Here is an 18,668-nt window from a genome sequence, read left to right as displayed (position 1 = left end):
GATGAGGGATTGGAGGAATTTTAATTAAATGCTTTAGCAACTCGTATTACATATACCTTGTATTTTAATACCACATTTTTTTTAATTCACCTGCAATTTCATCTGCCTTATCTTTCGTGATCCAGTCTACGATTCTTATTTCGCTGTCTTTTTGTATAAAAATAACAGAATAGGTTGAACCACTTATTGAAAAATGGTAACGGACCCCCAATTGATGCCTTTCTACTTCAAAATTTTCCGTTTCAATACGATCTATTTCTTCTTTCAGATAAGTTTTAGGACTTGTGAATAATTTGTTTTTATAGTGTACAGTCAGGCTTTCGGGATTCATAGTAAGAACTGTTTTTCCAAAATTATTCCATAACCAGATATCCAGAATAAAAATAAAGAAGGCAGCAAAAGGAAGTGCGAAAGAGATGAAACCTGCAGGTTGGAGAAATCCAATAGAGACGATGATAAGAATTATACAAAACAAAATGAGTAAGCCTACACTTGTTACAAAGGCGAGCAGCCAATTGGTTTTGTTTTTAATTTCAAGGATGACTGGCATGTCTGATCGATTACTGTAAAGGTTTTCTTTCATACAACTTTGTCTTCTCAAGACCAAAATTATTTATCTCCATGGGTGAATCTTCTTCCCAGTCCGGAAGATAGTTGTAAAGTTGATCGGTAAGCCTTACGATTCCCGGGGTTACATTATAATCAAATTCATAGCTTTTTCTTTCGGTAATAATTTCCAGCCCGGATTGTTTTCTTTCACTGAATGGAGATGGAATACGGAAAGAATATATTGAAATAATTTCATCCCATTTTATAAACTCTGTAATATTTTTTTGTTTAAAGTAAAATCCATCGATTGTATATTCAAATATCCCATTATCTTCATGCAGCCTGTCCATTTCTTTTTCAACTGAATCATAATCTTCTTTTTCATCAGAAGAATACAGTTTTGCTACCGAAAATATGATCATAACAAAGCAAAGAAAAATAACAGCAAATGTGATTTTTTTGTCGTCAAAAATAGGATAGTTATAAAGGGTAAGAATTAAGATAACAGTGGTGAGGGCAATGATCTTTTTCATTTTTTGAGTTCATTATTATTTCTATCAACATCCTTTCTTTATAGATTAAACAGTTCCGTTATTTTTTGATATAAAGTATTTAAATACTCGTGTTTGGGAGAGCAATTGCCATTACTCATTTTCAGAAAACTATTTTTCTTAAGGGCATGAATAAATATTCCACTCCCATCTGTACATGTTGAAGGAACATCATAGTCATTGTTGATCCAAAAATGGTTTTCAGATAACAACTTCGTAAATTGTACATATTGCTTTTGAGTGAAATTTTTCTGTACAAGAACTGTAAACCTTGAATCTATTTTTTCACCTGTCTTCTGATCATATTCTCCTGTAAATATTTTCTTTTTGACAAGAATATATTTATTCCCAGTGTGTTCAATTCTGATTAAATAATTGTCTTTAAATGCAGACCATTTGAAAATCTGATAGACTTCATCGTTTTCTTTATATGTTGATTTGTCAATGCATTCCAAAGGTTTTTCTTTAAGTTCTTCGGAAATATATTTACATGCATTATCATTATCCTGAGCTGTCAGAAAAATAAATGGAAAAGTTAAGAGTAAGGTGAGCGTTTTTTTCATCAGCTAAAAGTAATAAAACCGTTCTTAAAACGGAACGGCTTTAAATATATTGTCAATGTAAACCGGTACAGCAGGCTAGCGGTACGGCAGATTGATTTCTTCAATTTTTGCTCTCAGATCTGCAATGGTATAGGTTTCTGAATTACATTGAATTTCCGGAATATTATGTTTGGATAGGAAATCATTCAAATCTTCACAATTTTGCAGAATATTAAATTCTTTGTTGTCCAGATCTAAAACAATGCCTTTGGTTTTTCCATTGATAGAGTAGGTAAGAGGACTTAATGCGCCTAAGAATGCCTTTGACCATAAGCCTTTCATATTTTCTTCAAAATAAATGAATCGTCCATAGTTGATCACTTTACAAAACCTTGAATATTGGTCCGGGTCATATCCGTTGTCTTTCTTATTGGTATATTTTCTGTAGGTCTGAAAATACATTTCTCCTTTATGCGATACAGCCAGAGGAACTTTAACTCTTTTATTTTTTTGCTTAAAGTAGAAAAAAGCCTTTTCCGGCAGATCAAGAGAATCACATTTTTCACAGGCTTTGAAATATACTTCTTCAGTGGAAGACGGTTTTTTATTCAGAACATCTTCCAGCGTCATATAAACACCTTCAGGAAAATCTCCCTTTTTTATAGATTGATATTCTTTTTCCTGCCCTGCAGCGATGTTAAAAATAAAAAGAAGACAAAATAAAATATAAGATTTCATGAGTTTTTTATTGTTTTTCTGTGGCTAAATTACAAAAAGTGGTGAGATTTTATTCCGTATCATTGTAAGAATTGACTTTATAAATGAGCTGAAATTTTATAGTGTCTTTCTTTGTATGCGGATATTTTTCTTTATTAACCTGTTTTTCAAATTCTTTCATGAGTTCTAAATCCAGATCATCCTTAACGGCAAACTGAATTTCGTTTTTCTTTTTTCCTAACTCAAACTGAACCATTATTTTTCCTTCTTTTTTAGAGTTTTTAAATAAACTTTCAAAAATTCTATTCGTTTTTTCGATAACAGATTTCATATCCTCAACAGAAGCATTGGTCTGTAATTCCTGATCACTAGTCAAGAATAATACTTTCTCAAGTTTGGTTTCTTTATTGCCTTTATCAGTAATATACACTTCATTTCCATTTTTATAAGTCTTGATCGTTCCTTCTGTTTTGTATGTTCCTTTGTCAATAGGATTGTTATAGGTGTTTTTATTGGGAAACTCATCCAGCCAGAATAATTTCAGCTTTTCCTTTATAAAGTTTATAATATAATAATGGTTTTCTGTTTGCAGAATAAATAAAGGTTCTTCAATATCAAATGAAATGGTTGACCAATAATATTTTAATTCATCTTCATTGGCTTTTCGGATCTGATATTTTCCTGAAACTTCTTTTTTTACTTCTTCCCAAATCTTTTTGGAATCTTTCAGGTTCTTAGACATTTTCCCCTCTACTTCTATATCGTCAATATGAAAAATTACACTGTCCGGAATACTTTTTAAGCTTTCAATATTTTTAAATCTCTTCCAAAGTGTGGGTCCTATGATTAAATTATTTCCCAACAAATCATCATTGGTTGTATTCGTCAGACTTTCAGTAAGTAATTTTTTTGCTTTTTCATTTATTTTATCATCAGCATAGTTATAAACAACTCCATTCGGAATGGTTATTTTCTCTTTGACTTGTGCTGTTACAGTGTTGATGATGAATAGAAGCAGTAGGACGATTTTTATTTTCATGGGTTGTTTTTAGTTGGATGTAAAATACAAAAAATTAGAATTCGGAATTTTTTCTATACCCCAAATACTATTTTGGAAACTGCAAGGTCTGAATGGCTTCCAGAAGCTCTGTCTGGCTTTCTTTATTCAGGTTTATTCCATATAAATTAAATCTTATTTTTCCCAGGGATCCGGTTTTTAGGCTGTCAATATAAACTCCTGTCATTCCTTTTCCGATCTTTTTGGGTTCTAATATTTTTGCTTTATAACCATCAATTTTTTTATAGGTTATTTTACTTTTGATGAAATCTTCCCTATTTGAATTTTCATCGATGACAATAAATTCTGTTGTATCAGCTTTTGGATTCACTTTTAAGAGTTCCTTCAATTCTTCTTTGCTAATAATTGTAGCTGAAGTTTCTTCTAATGGATTTGAATAAGGTCCATAATCATAAAAAATTGAATCATTATTTTTTGTGACGATGATTCCTGCGTTGCTATCATAAACATCCATTTTCAGTTTGCTCCAGTCTTTGGGAGCCTGAACTTTAAAACTACCAAAATCCATTGATTTTGTTTTTAATGAATTGTCAGAACAGTTTAATACAATAAAGACAATAACAATGAATGAGGGGATATTTTTCATGGCGGGTTACTGTTTAAAGCTTCAATTTAATTTTTTGCACTTCCGTTGTATGGGGATTGTCGATTTTGTTAGGGGTCACCCAATTTACATAAAGCTCTTTATTTTCAATATATATACTGTCAATACAATAATGAGGAAACAGGCTTGAGCAGTTTTTCCAGTTTTCTCCCAGGAACTGTTTTTCTTTTCCCGGAATATTTTCAGCAATTAATTTGTAAGGGGGAGAATCTGTTTCATAGATAACGATACCATTTATTTTATCATAGGCCAACGTATTTTCATAGAATTTGACTTCATTATTCGTAAGCGGCAAAATTAAATCTGTCCATGTGTCGCTTCCATTGGGATGTCTCAGGCACATATAGTTATCATTGCTCCATTGTAAAGATGTTTTGTGATCCAGATAATGGTGACTAACAGAGGTTGAAGATTTGAATGTTCTTTTTCCGTTAGTCCAATGTATAAAAGATGTTGAATCCGTCTCCTTAACAAATTCAAATGTATGTTTCGGATTGATAGTTTCCGTTTTATTTGATGAATGACAACCTGAGAGCAATACACAAAAAGGCAATAGGAAGATAGGTTTCATGGGGTTTTAGTTTTTTAAATATAGTATAACTGAATTTTAGAACAAAGGTTCTCCATTCAAATCTGTTGTCAGAATTTCACTCATATAATCGAAAAAAGGGCGTATGGCAAGCAAAGTGAGAATGGCTTCTTTTTGAAAACTATCAGATAAAACTTCCTTATCGGTAAATTTTCTCATGACCAGAAATTGTTTTTTTCTGATTAAATCTATAGCCGGATGATTTTTATCAAATCCTCGTGGAGCTGTTTTTACAGAATCTCCTTTGAGCTCTCCAAAATGTTTTACAAAAGTTTTGTCAGAGATAATTTTTTCAATTTCAGTGCTGCTGATTTCAAATTCTTTACGGATACGGAGTAAATCCTTGGCTTCCGGGCCCCAAAAGCCACCTCCCACAAAACTGTTGCCGGGTTCAATCTGAATATAATATCCGCCTCTCAGCATAGGCTTTGAACGGGAATATCCAACACCAAAATTGGTTTTATATGGTGTCTTATCTTTGGAAAAACGGACGTCATTATAAATCCTGAAAATATGGATTCCCTTGAGCTGATCATGCTCCTGAAGTTCATGATAGATCTGAGTAAAAAGAATTTTGTTTTCTTTTACAATGTCATCAAATTCGGATTTGTGTTTGGCAAACCATTCGCGATTATTGTTTTTCTGTAGCTGGGTAAGAAATTCAAATGTTTTTTTCATATTCGGATCAGGATTTTCCTTCATTGATATATTCTTTGTAATCTTCTTCTAACTTGTCAATTTCTTTGATTAAAAAATCGTAAATATTTCCGTCAAATACTTCATAATCTTCCTCGTCATATTTGTCGTACTCTATTTTTACGATTCCATTGTCCGTATAGGCTCTGTACAGATTTCCGCTTCGTTTGAAAAATAGCTGCCCCAGAGGTTTTTCTTTATACTCAAGAGCTTCGGCATGTTTTTCTGCAAACCCCATCCATGAAGGCATTTCTTCATCCTGAGAAAGACCATATACAAAAAAGCCGTATCCGAATTTCCAGGCCGGAAGAACATCAAATTCGCTGGGACGTTTCCATATTTCTTCTTTAACTTCAAAAATTAAGGAACCGAATGTCGTCAGAAAGTCTTTAATATCTTCGCTGAGTGTAAAACCTGTGCTTTCTTCATACTTTGTAATCTGTTCTTCGGTTGCCGGATTTGCCAGAGATCCCATCACGAAAAAATCATCATTTAATTTCCTTTTTCTTTCCCAGAATTCTTCTTTTGTTGCCATATTTTGTTTGGTTTTATGTCGTCATCATTAATCAGATCGTTGTTGAAACAAATATAGGAGAAAGTAAGAGGGATAAAAAATGAAAGAGGGGAAAATACTCGTTTTCATTGGTGCTATTTAGAATGAAGTTTTCCCTTATAAAAATAAAAAAAACCGCTCTGTAAAAAGCAGAACGGTATGTGAAAAATTATTTCAATATTTTTTATTTACAGATCAGACACTCGCTGCCCTTTTCAATGGTATTGCACCAGGTCGCCTTTCGGACAATATATGACATCGGATTGACTTCATTTCTGACTTTTTGTAATTGGGATTCAGCTTCAATTTTTGAGGGGTACCCCATAAGAACAGTTCTGAATGAACCTCCTTTTTTAATAATGCTTGAATTATGATTAATCTTAACCGCTTTTTCAAGGTTTATATTTGCCCCATCTATATCTGTATTTCCGGCAGCTATAATAAACCATTCCGCATTATTCTCATTGGTAGTACTGGATAATGGAGTCTCAAATAAATCCACCTTTCTTTGGTTCTCTTCTTTTTGTTTTAATTGATCCGGAGTTGGATTTTTGATCGCAGAATCTTTTTTCAAGTCTATTTGTGCTTTTATATACTCCTTATACTCCCGTTTAATCGTATCATAATAATTGGTCCACGATTTTTTCATTTCACCGCTTGGGGCAACAATAGACAGGTATTTTGCAAGCTGAAGCCTTACCAGCGGACGTTCTTCGTTTTTAACATCATTTACATACTTATCGAAATACTGAAGTTCTTTAATATCCTGATCCCTCTCTTTAAAGAGATCCGTTACAATTAAAGTGACAGTACTGATAGCAAGAGTTATGATCACCCATTTAAAATAGGTTAAAAAGTTCTCAAGTTTATCAGGGTCCAGAGTTCCTTTTTTTATCAGATAATAGACTATAAAAATAGATAGTAAACCTATCACAATAAAGAAAAGGTACAGATAGAATGAAACGGTTCCGGTATTTGATAACATAATACAAGTTTTTATGGTTAGTTTTTTTTTCTAAATGTTGGAGATAAAACATTTAATAATCAAAATTACTCAGTATGAGCTTAGCTGTCAATAACCCTTTTGTGGTAGATTTTATAAAAAACTGTTCTGGTTTCTAGCTAAGTTTTTTTGTAAATATTCAAGGCAAGTATATATTTGGGGCAGGTTTGTTTTTTGGTTTTCAAAATGGTAGTTTATTAGGTTTAGCACATCAGCAGGGTTTATATCAATACAAAATATCGGCATCTGAAATGATATGAAATACTGCTTCTGAAAAAGTATCTGCGATTAACTCAGGTATTTCACCACAATTTTTAAACACTCCTTTTTTTCCTTTCACAAAACCGATATGATGGGCGTTAATCAGATAGTCCGCAAACACGATAAAGTTCTTATCACTCTCGTTATGGTACTCCTCCAAAGTTCTCGCTAGTGGCCAGATAGAAAACATATTCTTTGTCCAGTCCCAATCTGTAAATCCGTCCAATTTTAAGTAAAATTCTTTAAAATCATCTGGAAACCGGAAGTTAATAATTTCTTCCGCTGCTTTAATGGATTCTGGTGCTGCAGGTAGATTAAGTTTTATATTTTCATTTATCCACTTGTTGATAATAGTATCAACCCAAATAGATTTCATCCTTTTATTATTCTAGTTTAAAATGTTTTTAAAGCTCTGCATTTTTAAATTCAGAATTTACCTTCCACAGCCTGTATTCCAGAGTCCAATCCTTAGGAATATAGAACGGAATTGCAATATGCCCGTTATATTCTTGTAAAATATTCTGTGAGCTTACTACTTTCTTTTTTACGGTCTTGGCTTTATCACAATTAGATTTGTAAAAAGTAAGTACGTCCGTAGGTATTTCTTTCGGTAATACGTAATAGGGGAATCTGGAAGGAGATATTCCATACCTTTTTTCTAAATTCTTAATATTAAAACTAAAATCATTAATCTCGGAGCATTCAGAAATATTCATTTCAATTCCAAATCTTATTTCAACTTTATATTCTTTATCATTCTCAATTTTCGGAAGTTTAAGATCAACTCTTTTCATCCCTTTTTCAGGTTCAGGATAATTGGGCTTTTCTTGTGAATACATGTTTAATGAGTATAAAATAGAAAAGAAAAGTATTACATTTTTCATAGTCGTTTTTTATTGTATCGTATTTTATTCGAGGACGTCATAAATCTACTCTCTGATTCTTAGTTTGAGTCTCTCAAAAATCTTTTTTGTAAAGTAAAGTTCTATTGCGAATAGTGAGTAAAAAAATAGTACAGAAAATATAGCCAATCCAAGATCCCCTTGGAAATCAGGGTCCATAATTTTTTTAATGATCGCCAATAAAAATATTAACGTGAGAACTGAGAACCAAAAGTATCCCAGGAAGCTTAATCTTAATTTAGGATTTTGAAGATTATTCTTTTTAAAAACAATAATGAAGGTAGGAAGGATTGAAGTGATAGGAGTTTTTATTCTTGCAAGCTCAATTCTATTTTTAAATTCCCTGCCAAAGAATAATTTTCCATCAGTATGCAACGATGCTGTGTTGGCTAAATCCAGTATCATTGAACTTCTTTTTGAGTTTTGTCTAACTGCCTCATCAATTTTAGCACTGCTAAAATTTAAATTCATTTTAATCATTGTAGTTTTTACTAGATGACTGTAAGTTATTATTATCTGAAAATTTTAATCTGCTGCAAAACCCCCTTCTCATTTTTAAAACTAAAAATATAGTTCCCACGTGGTACTCTGGATAGATCTATCGTTTTATTATAATAGGCAAAACCCTTGCTGATCACCTTTCCATCTACAGAGTAAACGGTAAATTCAAACTGATTGCTGTTATTTTTATTACTGATGATAAAACCGTCTTTGGCCGAATTGGTATAAACTTTTGTTTCCATTATAGGGTTGTCGGTGGTTGTATTAGCAAGTGTACTGTCGCTGATATCTGCAACCTGTATGCTTTTAATCGCTGATTTGGTGACAGACGTTGTACTTCCGCCGATGATGTATAATTTATTGTTATATGCTTCCAATGCAGCATGTCTTCTGGGAATCATATTGGATGATAGCTGATGGAATTTATTGGCTGTCGTATCAAAATAGGCGAGAAAAGTTTGATTATTATACCCTCCAGCAATAAAAATTTTGTCACCGGATACGGCTAATGAGTGCCCGGATATACCAGCAGGCATCGTATATTGATTGGTCCAAAGATTAGTGTTGAGGTCATAAACATTGATCAGTCGGGATGAAGTACCGTTAAAACCACCAATGACATAAAGCTTTTCATTCACAATTTTGCCCTTTGCTTCTCTGGCTGTGGGCATATCGGGTAATGGATGCCATGTATCTGAAGCAATATCATAATATTGGAATCTATTAGAAAAGACTGTAGTTGCCACTCCATTCAGTCCGCTGCCGCCAAATACATATATTTTGCCGTTATGGATGGCAGAACCTGCATTTCCTGTGTAGGAACGATTCACAGCGCCCTTCGTTACTTTATTGGTTTCAAGGTCTACAATTTCAAGATGGCTGTTTCCCCAACCGTTAAAAATATAAATTTTATTATTGTAAGTCTCAGAATTAGCAAATTTTTTGGAAAGGAGAGTAGTATTGAGAACACTCCATTTGTTATCCGTAATATTATATTTCTCAATATAATTGGCATTGCCACCCTTGTCCTGATATCCATTGCTCACATAGATATTATCATCCACAATTACACTGGCAGCAGCCCCTCTGCCTACAGACATATTGGCGAGATTTTTAAAATGGAGGGTTTGTGCATGAGCTAGCAGTGAGCCCAAAAATGAAAGGAATAATAATTTTGTTTTCAAGGGTCTGAGTTTTAGTGTTGGGTTCTGTTTGCTTTTTTTTCAGTGATTCAGGTTTATTTATTTTTTTAATACCGGACTTTAAGAGAATAATCGTGGTTTAAAGATAGGAAAAAGTTGATGAGGTTTTTTCGGTTCATATAAGGATATTTTTTTCGTCCAGAATATATCTAAAACTATATCCACCTTTTTTAGATCGTTGCTATTCAGTCTTCTTTGGTTAGATGCAGTTGAATGAAACCCTCTTTAAGTTTATATTCTGTATGTTTAAATTTTGAGTTCAGTTCACTGTTGTTTCCTAAAATACCACCCATTCCTGTGATTAATGGATGAATATTAAAATAAATGTCCGTTACCAGATCTTTGTCTATAAAGGCATTAAAAGTACCTGTTCCACCACCAACTGCCATTTCGTTCAAACCTTTTTCTGACATATATTCAATAGCTTCTTCGGGACTTTTAACAGTCTTGTAGCCTTTTGATGCGTAAGATTTTTCAGAGAGTATTACGATTTCTATTCCGTTGAAATGTTCTTTGACTTCCTGTGGGAAGGTTAAAAAATTTTCAAAAGTTTTCAGGCCTATGACAAGGTTTCCCACTTTTTTTGCGAATTCTACATAAAACTCCATTGCTTCTGGCGGCAGCTGATGATGTGGATGATCGGATAATAATACTTTACCATTAGCTGAAATGTTTGCAATTACTGTTACTTTCATTTTAATTTTTTTTACAGTGTAAAATTATCTGAAAGAAACTTTACCTTTACTATCCGTTACCTGTTGGAAAGTAACTATTGTATGAGTACTAAAAAAAATGACATCAGTAAAGAAAAAATATTGGCCCTTAAAGATGCCATTGAATTATTGAGCGGTAAGTGGAAATTCTGTATTCTGCATAATTTGTATCATTATGAAACAATGCGGTTTAAAGACCTGCAGGAGACAGCTCTGGGAATAAGCCCAAAAGTTCTCTCCAAAGAGCTGCAGGAACTGGAAGATAATTTACTGATCACCCGAACGGTTAATAAAACGAAACCTGTTACCGTTTCTTATGCACTTACTGCACACGCCAAAGAAACTGAAGATGTTGTCAATGCCTTAATTAATTTTGGTTTGAAGCATAGAAAGAAGATAAATGAGAAGTGATTGTATATAATTAAAAAGTTATAGTATTTATTTTAATTGAATTTCAATTTTTTTATCCTCCATAAATAACTTTATCCAATTCGGATTTTCATTATTTCCAGGAATGCATTCGATTAAACTTTTATTATTTTTATAATTTTCTATAGCTTTTTTCCCAAACTTGATTTTCATTTCATAAATTTCATCACCACCATATCCAATCCAGGCTTTTGTTATGATTTGCTTGTTGTTTTCAATATTATGATAAAGTAAAGATTTTGTGTCTTCTGGTAAATGATTTATACCATCACACCAAAAAGTCTTAGCATAATATTTTATCTTTTCATTTTCAATGTTTTTAAAATCCAGAGACCATTCTAAATGACTGCAAAATTCTAAATTAAACATTGGTTCATTAAGATTATAATTAAAAGCACCACAATTTGGACATTCAATATATTCTCCATTCAATTTTTCAAACTCACATTCTGCACATCTGCCATTTCTATTGTTTAAATGTTGAATAATAATTTTTGCTTCCTTTTTGTCTAAATTGAATTCGTCAATTAATTTTTTTTCAATAAATACTTTTAAATCGTTTTGCATCAAAATATAAAGATCAAGCTTTTGTTCTTCAGAAAAGTTGATAGTAATAACTTCATTTTTACATTTGTTGCAATTAATTTTCATTCTTAATTTGTTTTTTTGTTACAAACATCCAAATTTAGATATTAAATTAACATGAGAGAGTATCTGTAGAGGTAGAACTGGCAAAATGGCTATCAATCAGTGATATCCTTTTATTTTCTGTAAAATAACAGCATTATTCTTATTCGTATTCTTTTCTATGAGGAGATCTAAAATCTCTCCATATAATGCCCTTTGCTTTTCATTGGGAGCGTTCATAGGATTGATTTGAACCAATTTTCCATTGGAGTATACAATGATAATGTTTGTTGACATCCCATCCATTGCGGGTTTTAAATCTTTATCATTAAAATCTTCTGAAGTGAAGGAGCCTGATATTCGTTGAATTCGATCGATATCATTTTCTGATAGTGTAATTTTAAAAGGTTGCAGTTCCGGCATTTCATTGAGGTATTCCAGATGTTCTTTCTCTTCTTCGGTACTCCATTTTTCTCCATTTTCCTTTGATGGAGGTGGTGGGTTATAAGAAACCGGGCTGTAAAAAATCAAATATTTTTCATTAAAATTTAAGATCGTTTCAGCAGGAAGATGAAACGTAGGGTAGTATCCTATTTTGATCAGAACAGGTTTAGGCTTTTCAGTTTTGCCATCATCATTTTTCTTATCACAGGAAAATAAAAGTACAAGACAAAATAATAGCAGTGTAAAGTTTTTCATCGATGAAAATATACAAAAGTTTTTATTTGGTATAATCTCCTGCGACAATAGATCTTTCCATTGTACTTACAATCTCAGAAACGGGAATGGTAAATATCCCGGCATTTCCTTTGTCAAAATCTTTTTTCCAGTAAGAATAGCCGTCCATTTCAAGGGAATCTGGTTTTTTGCCTGTCTTATTTTTCAGGCTAGTGACACTTTTGTCTAAAGCTTCTTCTGAAATAGGAAGATGGCTGATGTATTCTGCAAATCCAGTAGGGCTTGAAGGATTTTTCATCTTCAAACCACTGATGGAAATATGAATCACTTTTCCGGTTTCAGGATATTCTTCAATCTTTAGGATTTTAAGGATTGAGCTTTTTTCTGTGGGACGGGTTTTGTAATTCCATTCCTGGCCGACACGGTATTGGTTATTTTTTGTGCAACTGAAAGATAGCAAGAATAGTACTGCTATTAAAGTATAGAGTTTCATGAGGGGTTGGTTATTAGTTTTGTTTTTTATTTCGAATAGGTTTTTTCAAGAAGTTCAACCGATTCCGTTTCAGTTAATGGATTCTTCTTATCTGTATTATTTGTTAAATTGAATGAGATCAGATTGTTGTTTCTAACGGCATATAGTAAATATGAAGTCTTGTCTTTACTAACATCCTGAGATTTATCTTTTATGATAATTTTCCAGATAATATAATTTTTTTCTTCGTTTCGCTTTACTTCGGAAACTTCAGCTTTCACTCCGGTTGAAGAGGCCCAGTAATCATATTCCCACTTGTAAAATGCATTCAGCAATTCTTTTTCTGTTATACCTTCTTTATAAAATTCAAATTTTTCAGGTTTTCTTACTGAAATCAGCAAATTTATTTTTTCGTCTTTATTGCTTAAATGAAATTGTCCGGATTGTTTCAGTTGATTTTTATATTCCCATTTTCCAGGAATTTCAAATAATTCTCCATTGATCTGAAAAGGAGTCTTCTTTTGGGCAAATGAAGAGATGGAAGCCAGAAGAAGAATAAAGATGGAGAAAAGTTTAATGTTTAATTTCATTTTGAGTATAAGTTTCTTGAACGTGAGGTTATTATTTTTGCTTTTTATTGCTGAATCAAAGACATCAGCTTTGTCATTATCTCACGAAAACGCTTGATATTTCTTCCCTGATGTATTTTTTTTGTTTTGCATATTTGTGTACGTTATAGAAACAAATATAAGTAAAAGTTGGGGATAGGAAATGGGGGAGTGAGGGTATTTTATTCAGGTTAAAAGATGATGTGCTTGCATTTGTTATCCGAATTCTCCTGACTTTGGATTATTTATTTTTTTGCGCAAAGTCGGTAGATTTTGTGGAGTGGTGTTTATTTTTTACTGCTGTCCATTATAGGTAGTCCATAAAATGAGCTCCGATATCTCCAAGAGAATACCCCCTTTCGTCAAGTCGGTAGTATGAATTCTGAATAAGATTGTAATAAAAATCGGCTAAAGGTGTTCTTTCTTGAATGCAAGTTAAAATATGATTGTCCTTAATTATGGATTCATATTCTTTATAAAGTTTAGCACTTGAACTTTCCCCAAGTGGTTCAAAATGGACTAAACTACCTGAATCACTTTTAGAATCATTTCTAATAATAGAAATGTCAAAATGGTTAGTCAAAGGTAAGCAAGTTGAAAAATAGGCATCTTCAATAGTCGTCAATTTAGTCGAAATTCGATATGCGACTAAAATAAATTCAGGACTTGACCAAATTCCCATTTCACCGGGCCATATTGTACTAAGTAAATCCCGAATTTTAGAAAAGTTCGATTCTGTTTTTATTAGATCTTTTTTGGTAAGATTTGTTTTTATCTCAATTATCTTTAGCACAGCGTGTCCCATAGCCAAAACTGTTCCATCTGCATTATAACCTAGTAAAGGATATCGGCTGTCAAGAATTAGTATATCAATTTGTGGAGATCTTAATTTATCTGGTGTTAGGAAATGACCTGAAACTGCTTTTAAAGTTGGTGGCAAATAATTATTTAAAAATGTGATTAACGGTATTTCGCCATTTCTTCCAATAGTCTGAGAGTTTTTTGACGATGCAATTGCTTTGTCGACTGCTGAAAGAATTACTTTTTCCTCTTCTTTAAAAATTGGTTCAGTCATGTATAGTTTTCTAATATTATTTATTTTTTGATTTGCAGTTTTACAACCAAATTATAACTATGGAAATCAACCGCAAATCTTTTAAAAAATTTCTAGAAGTACATAAAAATTAATTGATGATGTTTTCACGGTTTTACTTAGTTGACTCAAATATAATTAAAAAAATAATACAATGAAAAAACCGATCCGAAAAAGCAGAACGGTTTATATTAATTATCTCGTTCGCTGATCGTTACATCATTCCTGGCATTCCACCCTTATTAACTTAGATAAGTGGTTAATTTGATGTCACATTAACTATCATTCTATAAATTCGCATTTATAGTAAGTTTTTAATTTTTAAACGTTTGTTTTACCGTTTCTTCTCTATCTATCCCTATTATTGCATCGTCAAAATTATCTTCTAATTGATCAAGTAAATCCGTACAGTCTTCTTCGACATGTCCAAAATCAAAAGTTAGTGGTTGTCCATCTTGTTCCAAAAAATCTTCAGGTAGTAGTAACTTTATTTCCTGTTTACTTCGAGGAATAACTTCTGTTTCTGTAAAAATATTGGGGTATTTGTCAAGTAACTCCTTAAGTTTTATTGCCTCTACTTCTGTCAGAGTTGTTATTTTAGGTTCTGTATTTTTATACATATAAAACTTTTGCCCCTTGTAGATTTTGTTAGTAACTTTCGTCAATACTGAGTGTGTCATTTAATGCTATTTTAATTTATGAAAATTGATTAATTATCTGAATAGATTTGTTATACTTCATTATTCTACTATTCAAATTTGAATGGCAAGTTAACATATTGGAATATTTGTTCCTTACGGGAAACCGTATCCAAACAAAAAACCGCTCTACAAAAAGTAGAGCGGTTAGTATATTAATTTGCCTCGGTCGCTGACCGTTACATCATTCCTGGCATTCCACCCACCCATTGACATAGCTGGTTCAGCGCTCTTTACTTCAGTGATAACACATTCAGTAGTAAGAAGCATTCTTGATACGGAATCTGCATTTTCAAGGGCAACTTTTTAACTTACACAGTTAGTATCAAAAGCTTTGGGATGCTCTCCAAAAGACTTCTGGCCAGAACAGCCGATTTTGGAAGAGAAATACGAATTTGTAAAAGAAATAGAAGTAAAGAAAAAATCCTAGCAAGAGCTGGGATTTGTCTTTTTTATTCTATTTTGCATTTTTTTCCACATTTTACTAATACAATGTTGGAGGAAGTTTTTATTTGTAGTTTATTTTGTGATTTAATTCAATAGGATTATTTTCTTGTAAAATATTTTTTTGCATTTCTTTAGTCTTTACTGAAATATCCATTACAATACCATTCGGGCTGGTAAATGTAACTGTTTTTCCCATTGCCACTTTTGTATTTATATCATAAGGATCATTAAAAAATGATTTTGCAAGTGTTTCATATTTCTCCCAATCAATTTTTATTGGTTTTGTACCTGCGTCAAAAATATTCCCGCCTTTTTTGACTTCTATCAAATTAAATGAATATTCATTGTTTGAATCTTGAATAGAAACAATCAACCCCGGTAAACCATTGAAAACATATGGACCATTGCTGAAAGGTAATTCTGTAGTAAACCAAGCAATCCAGTTTCTCCCTCCATAATTTGTTTCGGCTTTTTGAGATTTATATTTTCCAATCATTTTTTGTTCGGAAGTTATTTTCCAATTTAATATTTCCTCAATGGGAAGAAGATAATCTGTTCCCAAATAAGTTATTACTTTTTCAATTCTTTTTTGATTTAGATTCTTTTTGATATAGAATTGGTTTTCAACACCCATTTTATACCTTCCGTTTCCATTATTCAACTTTACTGAATCAGATTTTTTGTCTTGTGAATCTCTAAAAATTGAAGTATTATTTTTTAAATCCAAAATCATATTATCGGAATTAACATCATCTGGTTTTTCTGAATTTAGTCTGTATTTTGTTTCGTAAATAAAAGTGAATTTTTGCGAGAAGCAAAATGTAGAAATTCCAAGAAAAAATATAATAAATTTCATTTGTGACGAGTGTTTGTTTAAAATTCCTGCTAACATCCAAATTTACGTATTGCGTCAATATGCAGTGTATAAAATTGCGACAGTGTTGTTTTGGTTATCTATTTGTTAAATATACTATTTCCTTTACGGAAAACCATAATAAAACAAAAAACCATTCCACAAAGTAGAACAGTTAGTATATTAATTTACCATGTGCATTTAATCTTACTTATCCGGTTCCAGAATATTCTTTTGTGGTTCTAAACCCATCCGAAGCTATATAAAACCCATCCGTTGGGGTTCACCAACCGGAAATTTTGGGTTGTAAACCTATCAATAGCACCTGAAGACCTCAAAGGAGTATTTCAGAACCCTAAAAGCAACGTTCCAAAACCTCAGTCGAGATATTCAGAACCTCAAATGATGAGGTAAGGAGGTATTTTGCGTCGGAAACAGTTGAAATTTTATTAAGAATAGAATATTTAAAAAAATCACCACTGTCGCGCGAATCCTTGTTTAACCATTATGTTCTTTGGCTAAACTTCAAAAGTATTTCTTGATCAGTTCTTTCATCTTTTTGATCAAAAGAATAGCAAAAGCTTATCATAGGCTCCTCTTTAAATTTTGCGTACAAAGTGGGTCTCAGTAATTGAGTTTTATTATCGTTGAATGGTGTTCTTTTTTCATTATCTGGATTTCGTTTTACTGTATAACAATATATTTTATTAGGATCCTTACTATCACTTTTAGACAGTGAAGAAACCATTAATCGCCTTATATTATCAGGATGATTTGGATTTACCTGAGTAGGAATAAAACCGGAAAAATGCTGATAAAACTGCTGTAAAATATCTCCTAAATTTGTTGAAAAACTAATATTGAAAAATTCTCTTAATGTTTGAGCGGAGATCATCAATTGATTTGATTTGGCAGGAACGGCTAAAGTATGCTCAGGGTCATTTGCTTTTATAAATTCAAGTTTTAAAAGTGCGTATTCAGGTCTTTTCTCATTTTCTATATACAGCTTAACAAGAACTATATAATTTATGTTTTTATAATTGAATGTAAAGGCTTCAATAACCCAGCCTTTGTCTTCCATATCTTTTTTAAGTAACTTCAGATTTTGTAAAATATGTTTACTCTTCATAGGCTAAACATTTAAAGAAATGAAAATTTATAATATATTCTTTACTAAGTTAAAATATAAAAATAGGATTTCCATACGGGAAACCACATTCCACAAAAAATCGCTCTACAAAAAGTAGAACGTCTACCTCGGTCGCTGACCGTTACATCATTCCTGGCATTCCACCACCCATTGGCATAGCTGGATCAGCGCTCTTCACTTCAGTGATTACACATTCGGTTGTAAAAGCATTCCGGAAACAGAAGCTGCGTTTTCAAGGGCAACCTTAACCCATATTTTGCCAATATAATGTTATCTGTAGTTGCATTATTCGGTTTTTGATCGAACGAATTTAAGTGTGTCAGTAATTATTGGTTTTGTCCAACCAATGTTTTCATCGGGATTTTTTTGTTCAAGGACTACTTTTACAGTATCAGAAAGTTTGTCAAGATAAATTATTTTTCTTCCGTTTCCAATTTCGCTGGAATTTTCATCTGTCGATAATCGAAGTTCAAACGGAAAATCTATAAAGTAATCCCTATAATCATATTTAAAAATTATTTCCAATGGATAACTGATATTTGAAATTTTATTATTTTCATCGTATTCTATTTCAATTTTTGCAGTGTAAAACATTACATCTTTTTTGTTTAATAAGGTATAATTATTTTTTAATGGTTTATAAAAAATATTTTCAATACGCTTTTGTTTAGCTTGTTTTACATCGTTTTCTTTTGTTGCTGCAAATACTATAAATAAATAGCTTAAAGCATTTCCAATTAAAAGAGGAATAAATAATTTTTTAAAACTGAATTTGAAAATTTTTGATATAGCGAAAGTTTCAATACACACACTTCCCAAGCACATCAAAAAATAAGTTGCAATCCAGTTAAATTTGTCAAAAGTTGCATTTGGAAGAAATCTATCAATTGCAAAATGCCAAATTAACATTGCAAACATCATCACAAGAGTTCCAAGAAATCCAGAAATTAAATTTCCGATTATTGATATTAGCACAGATTTTTTCCAACCAATTTTAAGAAATACATAAATAGTTATGGTTTCAATAATTATTGTAAGGAAAATTAAATACCAAAATTTTTGAACTTCTTCACTAACATAAATAGCGGGCCAAATTACATTTAATAAAGTCATTTATTTTTTGCGAGATATTGGTTTTGCAATTACAGATAA

General features: G+C 31.9%; 25 protein-coding genes. 1 reads left to right on the top strand and 24 read right to left on the bottom strand.

Annotation, left to right across the window (positions count from 1 at the left end):
• Positions 1-64: 64 nt before the first annotated feature.
• The 15 genes from FW781_RS09365 to FW781_RS09295 all read right to left on the bottom strand — a co-directional run bounded on the left by FW781_RS09365 (position 65) and on the right by FW781_RS09295 (position 10,443).
• Complete coding sequence (locus FW781_RS09365; RefSeq protein ID WP_149387153.1) at positions 65-550, bottom strand: hypothetical protein; 486 nt, start codon at positions 548-550, stop codon at positions 65-67.
• Positions 551-560: 10 nt separating this feature from the next.
• Entirely contained in the window at positions 561-1,082 is a 522-nt protein-coding gene (locus tag FW781_RS09360; RefSeq protein ID WP_149387152.1) for a hypothetical protein, read from the bottom strand.
• 38 nt (positions 1,083-1,120) lie between these two features.
• The gene (locus tag FW781_RS09355) at positions 1,121-1,663 is read right to left on the bottom strand and encodes a hypothetical protein (protein WP_149387151.1); all 543 of its coding nucleotides are present in this window, start codon (positions 1,661-1,663) and stop codon (positions 1,121-1,123) included.
• Between the two features lie 75 nt (positions 1,664-1,738).
• Positions 1,739-2,380, bottom strand: coding sequence for a hypothetical protein (locus FW781_RS09350; RefSeq protein ID WP_149387150.1), 642 nt, complete (start codon positions 2,378-2,380; stop codon positions 1,739-1,741).
• Positions 2,381-2,429: 49 nt separating this feature from the next.
• Positions 2,430-3,398 (bottom strand): hypothetical protein, encoded by a 969-nt coding sequence (locus FW781_RS09345; protein ID WP_149387149.1) that lies wholly within the window; start codon positions 3,396-3,398, stop codon positions 2,430-2,432.
• A gap of 67 nt (positions 3,399-3,465) precedes the next feature.
• Positions 3,466-4,023, bottom strand: coding sequence for a hypothetical protein (locus FW781_RS09340; RefSeq protein WP_149387148.1), 558 nt, complete (start codon positions 4,021-4,023; stop codon positions 3,466-3,468).
• Between the two features lie 13 nt (positions 4,024-4,036).
• The gene (locus FW781_RS09335; RefSeq protein ID WP_149387147.1) at positions 4,037-4,612 is read right to left on the bottom strand and encodes a hypothetical protein; all 576 of its coding nucleotides are present in this window, start codon (positions 4,610-4,612) and stop codon (positions 4,037-4,039) included.
• Positions 4,613-4,648: 36 nt separating this feature from the next.
• On the bottom strand, positions 4,649-5,308 hold the full coding sequence (locus tag FW781_RS09330) for a DUF2461 domain-containing protein (RefSeq protein WP_149387390.1): 660 nt from the start codon (positions 5,306-5,308) through the stop codon (positions 4,649-4,651).
• A 7-nt stretch (positions 5,309-5,315) separates the two neighbouring features.
• The gene (locus tag FW781_RS09325; RefSeq protein ID WP_149387146.1) at positions 5,316-5,861 is read right to left on the bottom strand and encodes an SMI1/KNR4 family protein; all 546 of its coding nucleotides are present in this window, start codon (positions 5,859-5,861) and stop codon (positions 5,316-5,318) included.
• A gap of 202 nt (positions 5,862-6,063) precedes the next feature.
• On the bottom strand, positions 6,064-6,864 hold the full coding sequence (locus tag FW781_RS09320; RefSeq protein ID WP_149387145.1) for a hypothetical protein: 801 nt from the start codon (positions 6,862-6,864) through the stop codon (positions 6,064-6,066).
• A 244-nt stretch (positions 6,865-7,108) separates the two neighbouring features.
• The gene (locus tag FW781_RS09315) at positions 7,109-7,519 is read right to left on the bottom strand and encodes an SMI1/KNR4 family protein (RefSeq protein WP_149387144.1); all 411 of its coding nucleotides are present in this window, start codon (positions 7,517-7,519) and stop codon (positions 7,109-7,111) included.
• A gap of 28 nt (positions 7,520-7,547) precedes the next feature.
• Complete coding sequence (locus tag FW781_RS09310; protein ID WP_149387143.1) at positions 7,548-8,027, bottom strand: ecotin family protein; 480 nt, start codon at positions 8,025-8,027, stop codon at positions 7,548-7,550.
• Between the two features lie 45 nt (positions 8,028-8,072).
• Complete coding sequence (locus FW781_RS09305) at positions 8,073-8,516, bottom strand: hypothetical protein (protein ID WP_149387142.1); 444 nt, start codon at positions 8,514-8,516, stop codon at positions 8,073-8,075.
• 41 nt (positions 8,517-8,557) lie between these two features.
• Positions 8,558-9,730: a Kelch repeat-containing protein gene (locus FW781_RS09300; RefSeq protein ID WP_149387141.1), complete on the bottom strand. Its 1,173-nt coding sequence runs from the start codon at positions 9,728-9,730 to the stop codon at positions 8,558-8,560.
• Positions 9,731-9,933: 203 nt separating this feature from the next.
• Entirely contained in the window at positions 9,934-10,443 is a 510-nt protein-coding gene (locus tag FW781_RS09295) for a dihydrofolate reductase family protein (RefSeq protein WP_149387140.1), read from the bottom strand.
• Between the two features lie 81 nt (positions 10,444-10,524).
• On the opposite strand from FW781_RS09295, the gene FW781_RS09290 reads away from it, so the two are divergent.
• A complete protein-coding gene (locus tag FW781_RS09290; RefSeq protein WP_149387139.1) occupies positions 10,525-10,872 on the top strand; it encodes a winged helix-turn-helix transcriptional regulator in 348 nt (115 codons plus the stop codon).
• A 27-nt stretch (positions 10,873-10,899) separates the two neighbouring features.
• Here the strand turns inward: FW781_RS09290 and FW781_RS09285 are convergent, their stop codons facing one another.
• From FW781_RS09285 to FW781_RS09245, 9 genes are all read right to left on the bottom strand, one after another.
• A complete protein-coding gene (locus FW781_RS09285) occupies positions 10,900-11,541 on the bottom strand; it encodes a hypothetical protein (RefSeq protein WP_149387138.1) in 642 nt (213 codons plus the stop codon).
• 96 nt (positions 11,542-11,637) lie between these two features.
• Positions 11,638-12,216, bottom strand: a complete 579-nt coding sequence (locus FW781_RS09280; protein ID WP_149387137.1) for a hypothetical protein — start codon at positions 12,214-12,216, stop codon at positions 11,638-11,640.
• 22 nt (positions 12,217-12,238) lie between these two features.
• Positions 12,239-12,688, bottom strand: a complete 450-nt coding sequence (locus FW781_RS09275; protein WP_149387136.1) for a hypothetical protein — start codon at positions 12,686-12,688, stop codon at positions 12,239-12,241.
• Between the two features lie 26 nt (positions 12,689-12,714).
• On the bottom strand, positions 12,715-13,257 hold the full coding sequence (locus tag FW781_RS09270; protein ID WP_149387135.1) for a hypothetical protein: 543 nt from the start codon (positions 13,255-13,257) through the stop codon (positions 12,715-12,717).
• Between the two features lie 325 nt (positions 13,258-13,582).
• The gene (locus FW781_RS09265) at positions 13,583-14,350 is read right to left on the bottom strand and encodes a DUF6602 domain-containing protein (protein ID WP_149387134.1); all 768 of its coding nucleotides are present in this window, start codon (positions 14,348-14,350) and stop codon (positions 13,583-13,585) included.
• A gap of 332 nt (positions 14,351-14,682) precedes the next feature.
• Positions 14,683-15,048: a hypothetical protein gene (locus tag FW781_RS09260; RefSeq protein ID WP_149387133.1), complete on the bottom strand. Its 366-nt coding sequence runs from the start codon at positions 15,046-15,048 to the stop codon at positions 14,683-14,685.
• A 526-nt stretch (positions 15,049-15,574) separates the two neighbouring features.
• Positions 15,575-16,369 (bottom strand): GLPGLI family protein, encoded by a 795-nt coding sequence (locus FW781_RS09255; protein WP_172625691.1) that lies wholly within the window; start codon positions 16,367-16,369, stop codon positions 15,575-15,577.
• Positions 16,370-16,871: 502 nt separating this feature from the next.
• Complete coding sequence (locus FW781_RS09250) at positions 16,872-17,495, bottom strand: DUF6037 family protein (protein ID WP_149387131.1); 624 nt, start codon at positions 17,493-17,495, stop codon at positions 16,872-16,874.
• A 306-nt stretch (positions 17,496-17,801) separates the two neighbouring features.
• Entirely contained in the window at positions 17,802-18,629 is an 828-nt protein-coding gene (locus FW781_RS09245; RefSeq protein ID WP_149387130.1) for a hypothetical protein, read from the bottom strand.
• Positions 18,630-18,668: the final 39 nt, after the last annotated feature.

Source organism: Chryseobacterium panacisoli, assembly GCF_008274625.1.
Classification (GTDB): domain Bacteria; phylum Bacteroidota; class Bacteroidia; order Flavobacteriales; family Weeksellaceae; genus Chryseobacterium; species Chryseobacterium panacisoli.
Note: the sequence above shows the minus strand (reverse complement) of the source record. Positions and strands in the feature narration are given on the sequence as shown.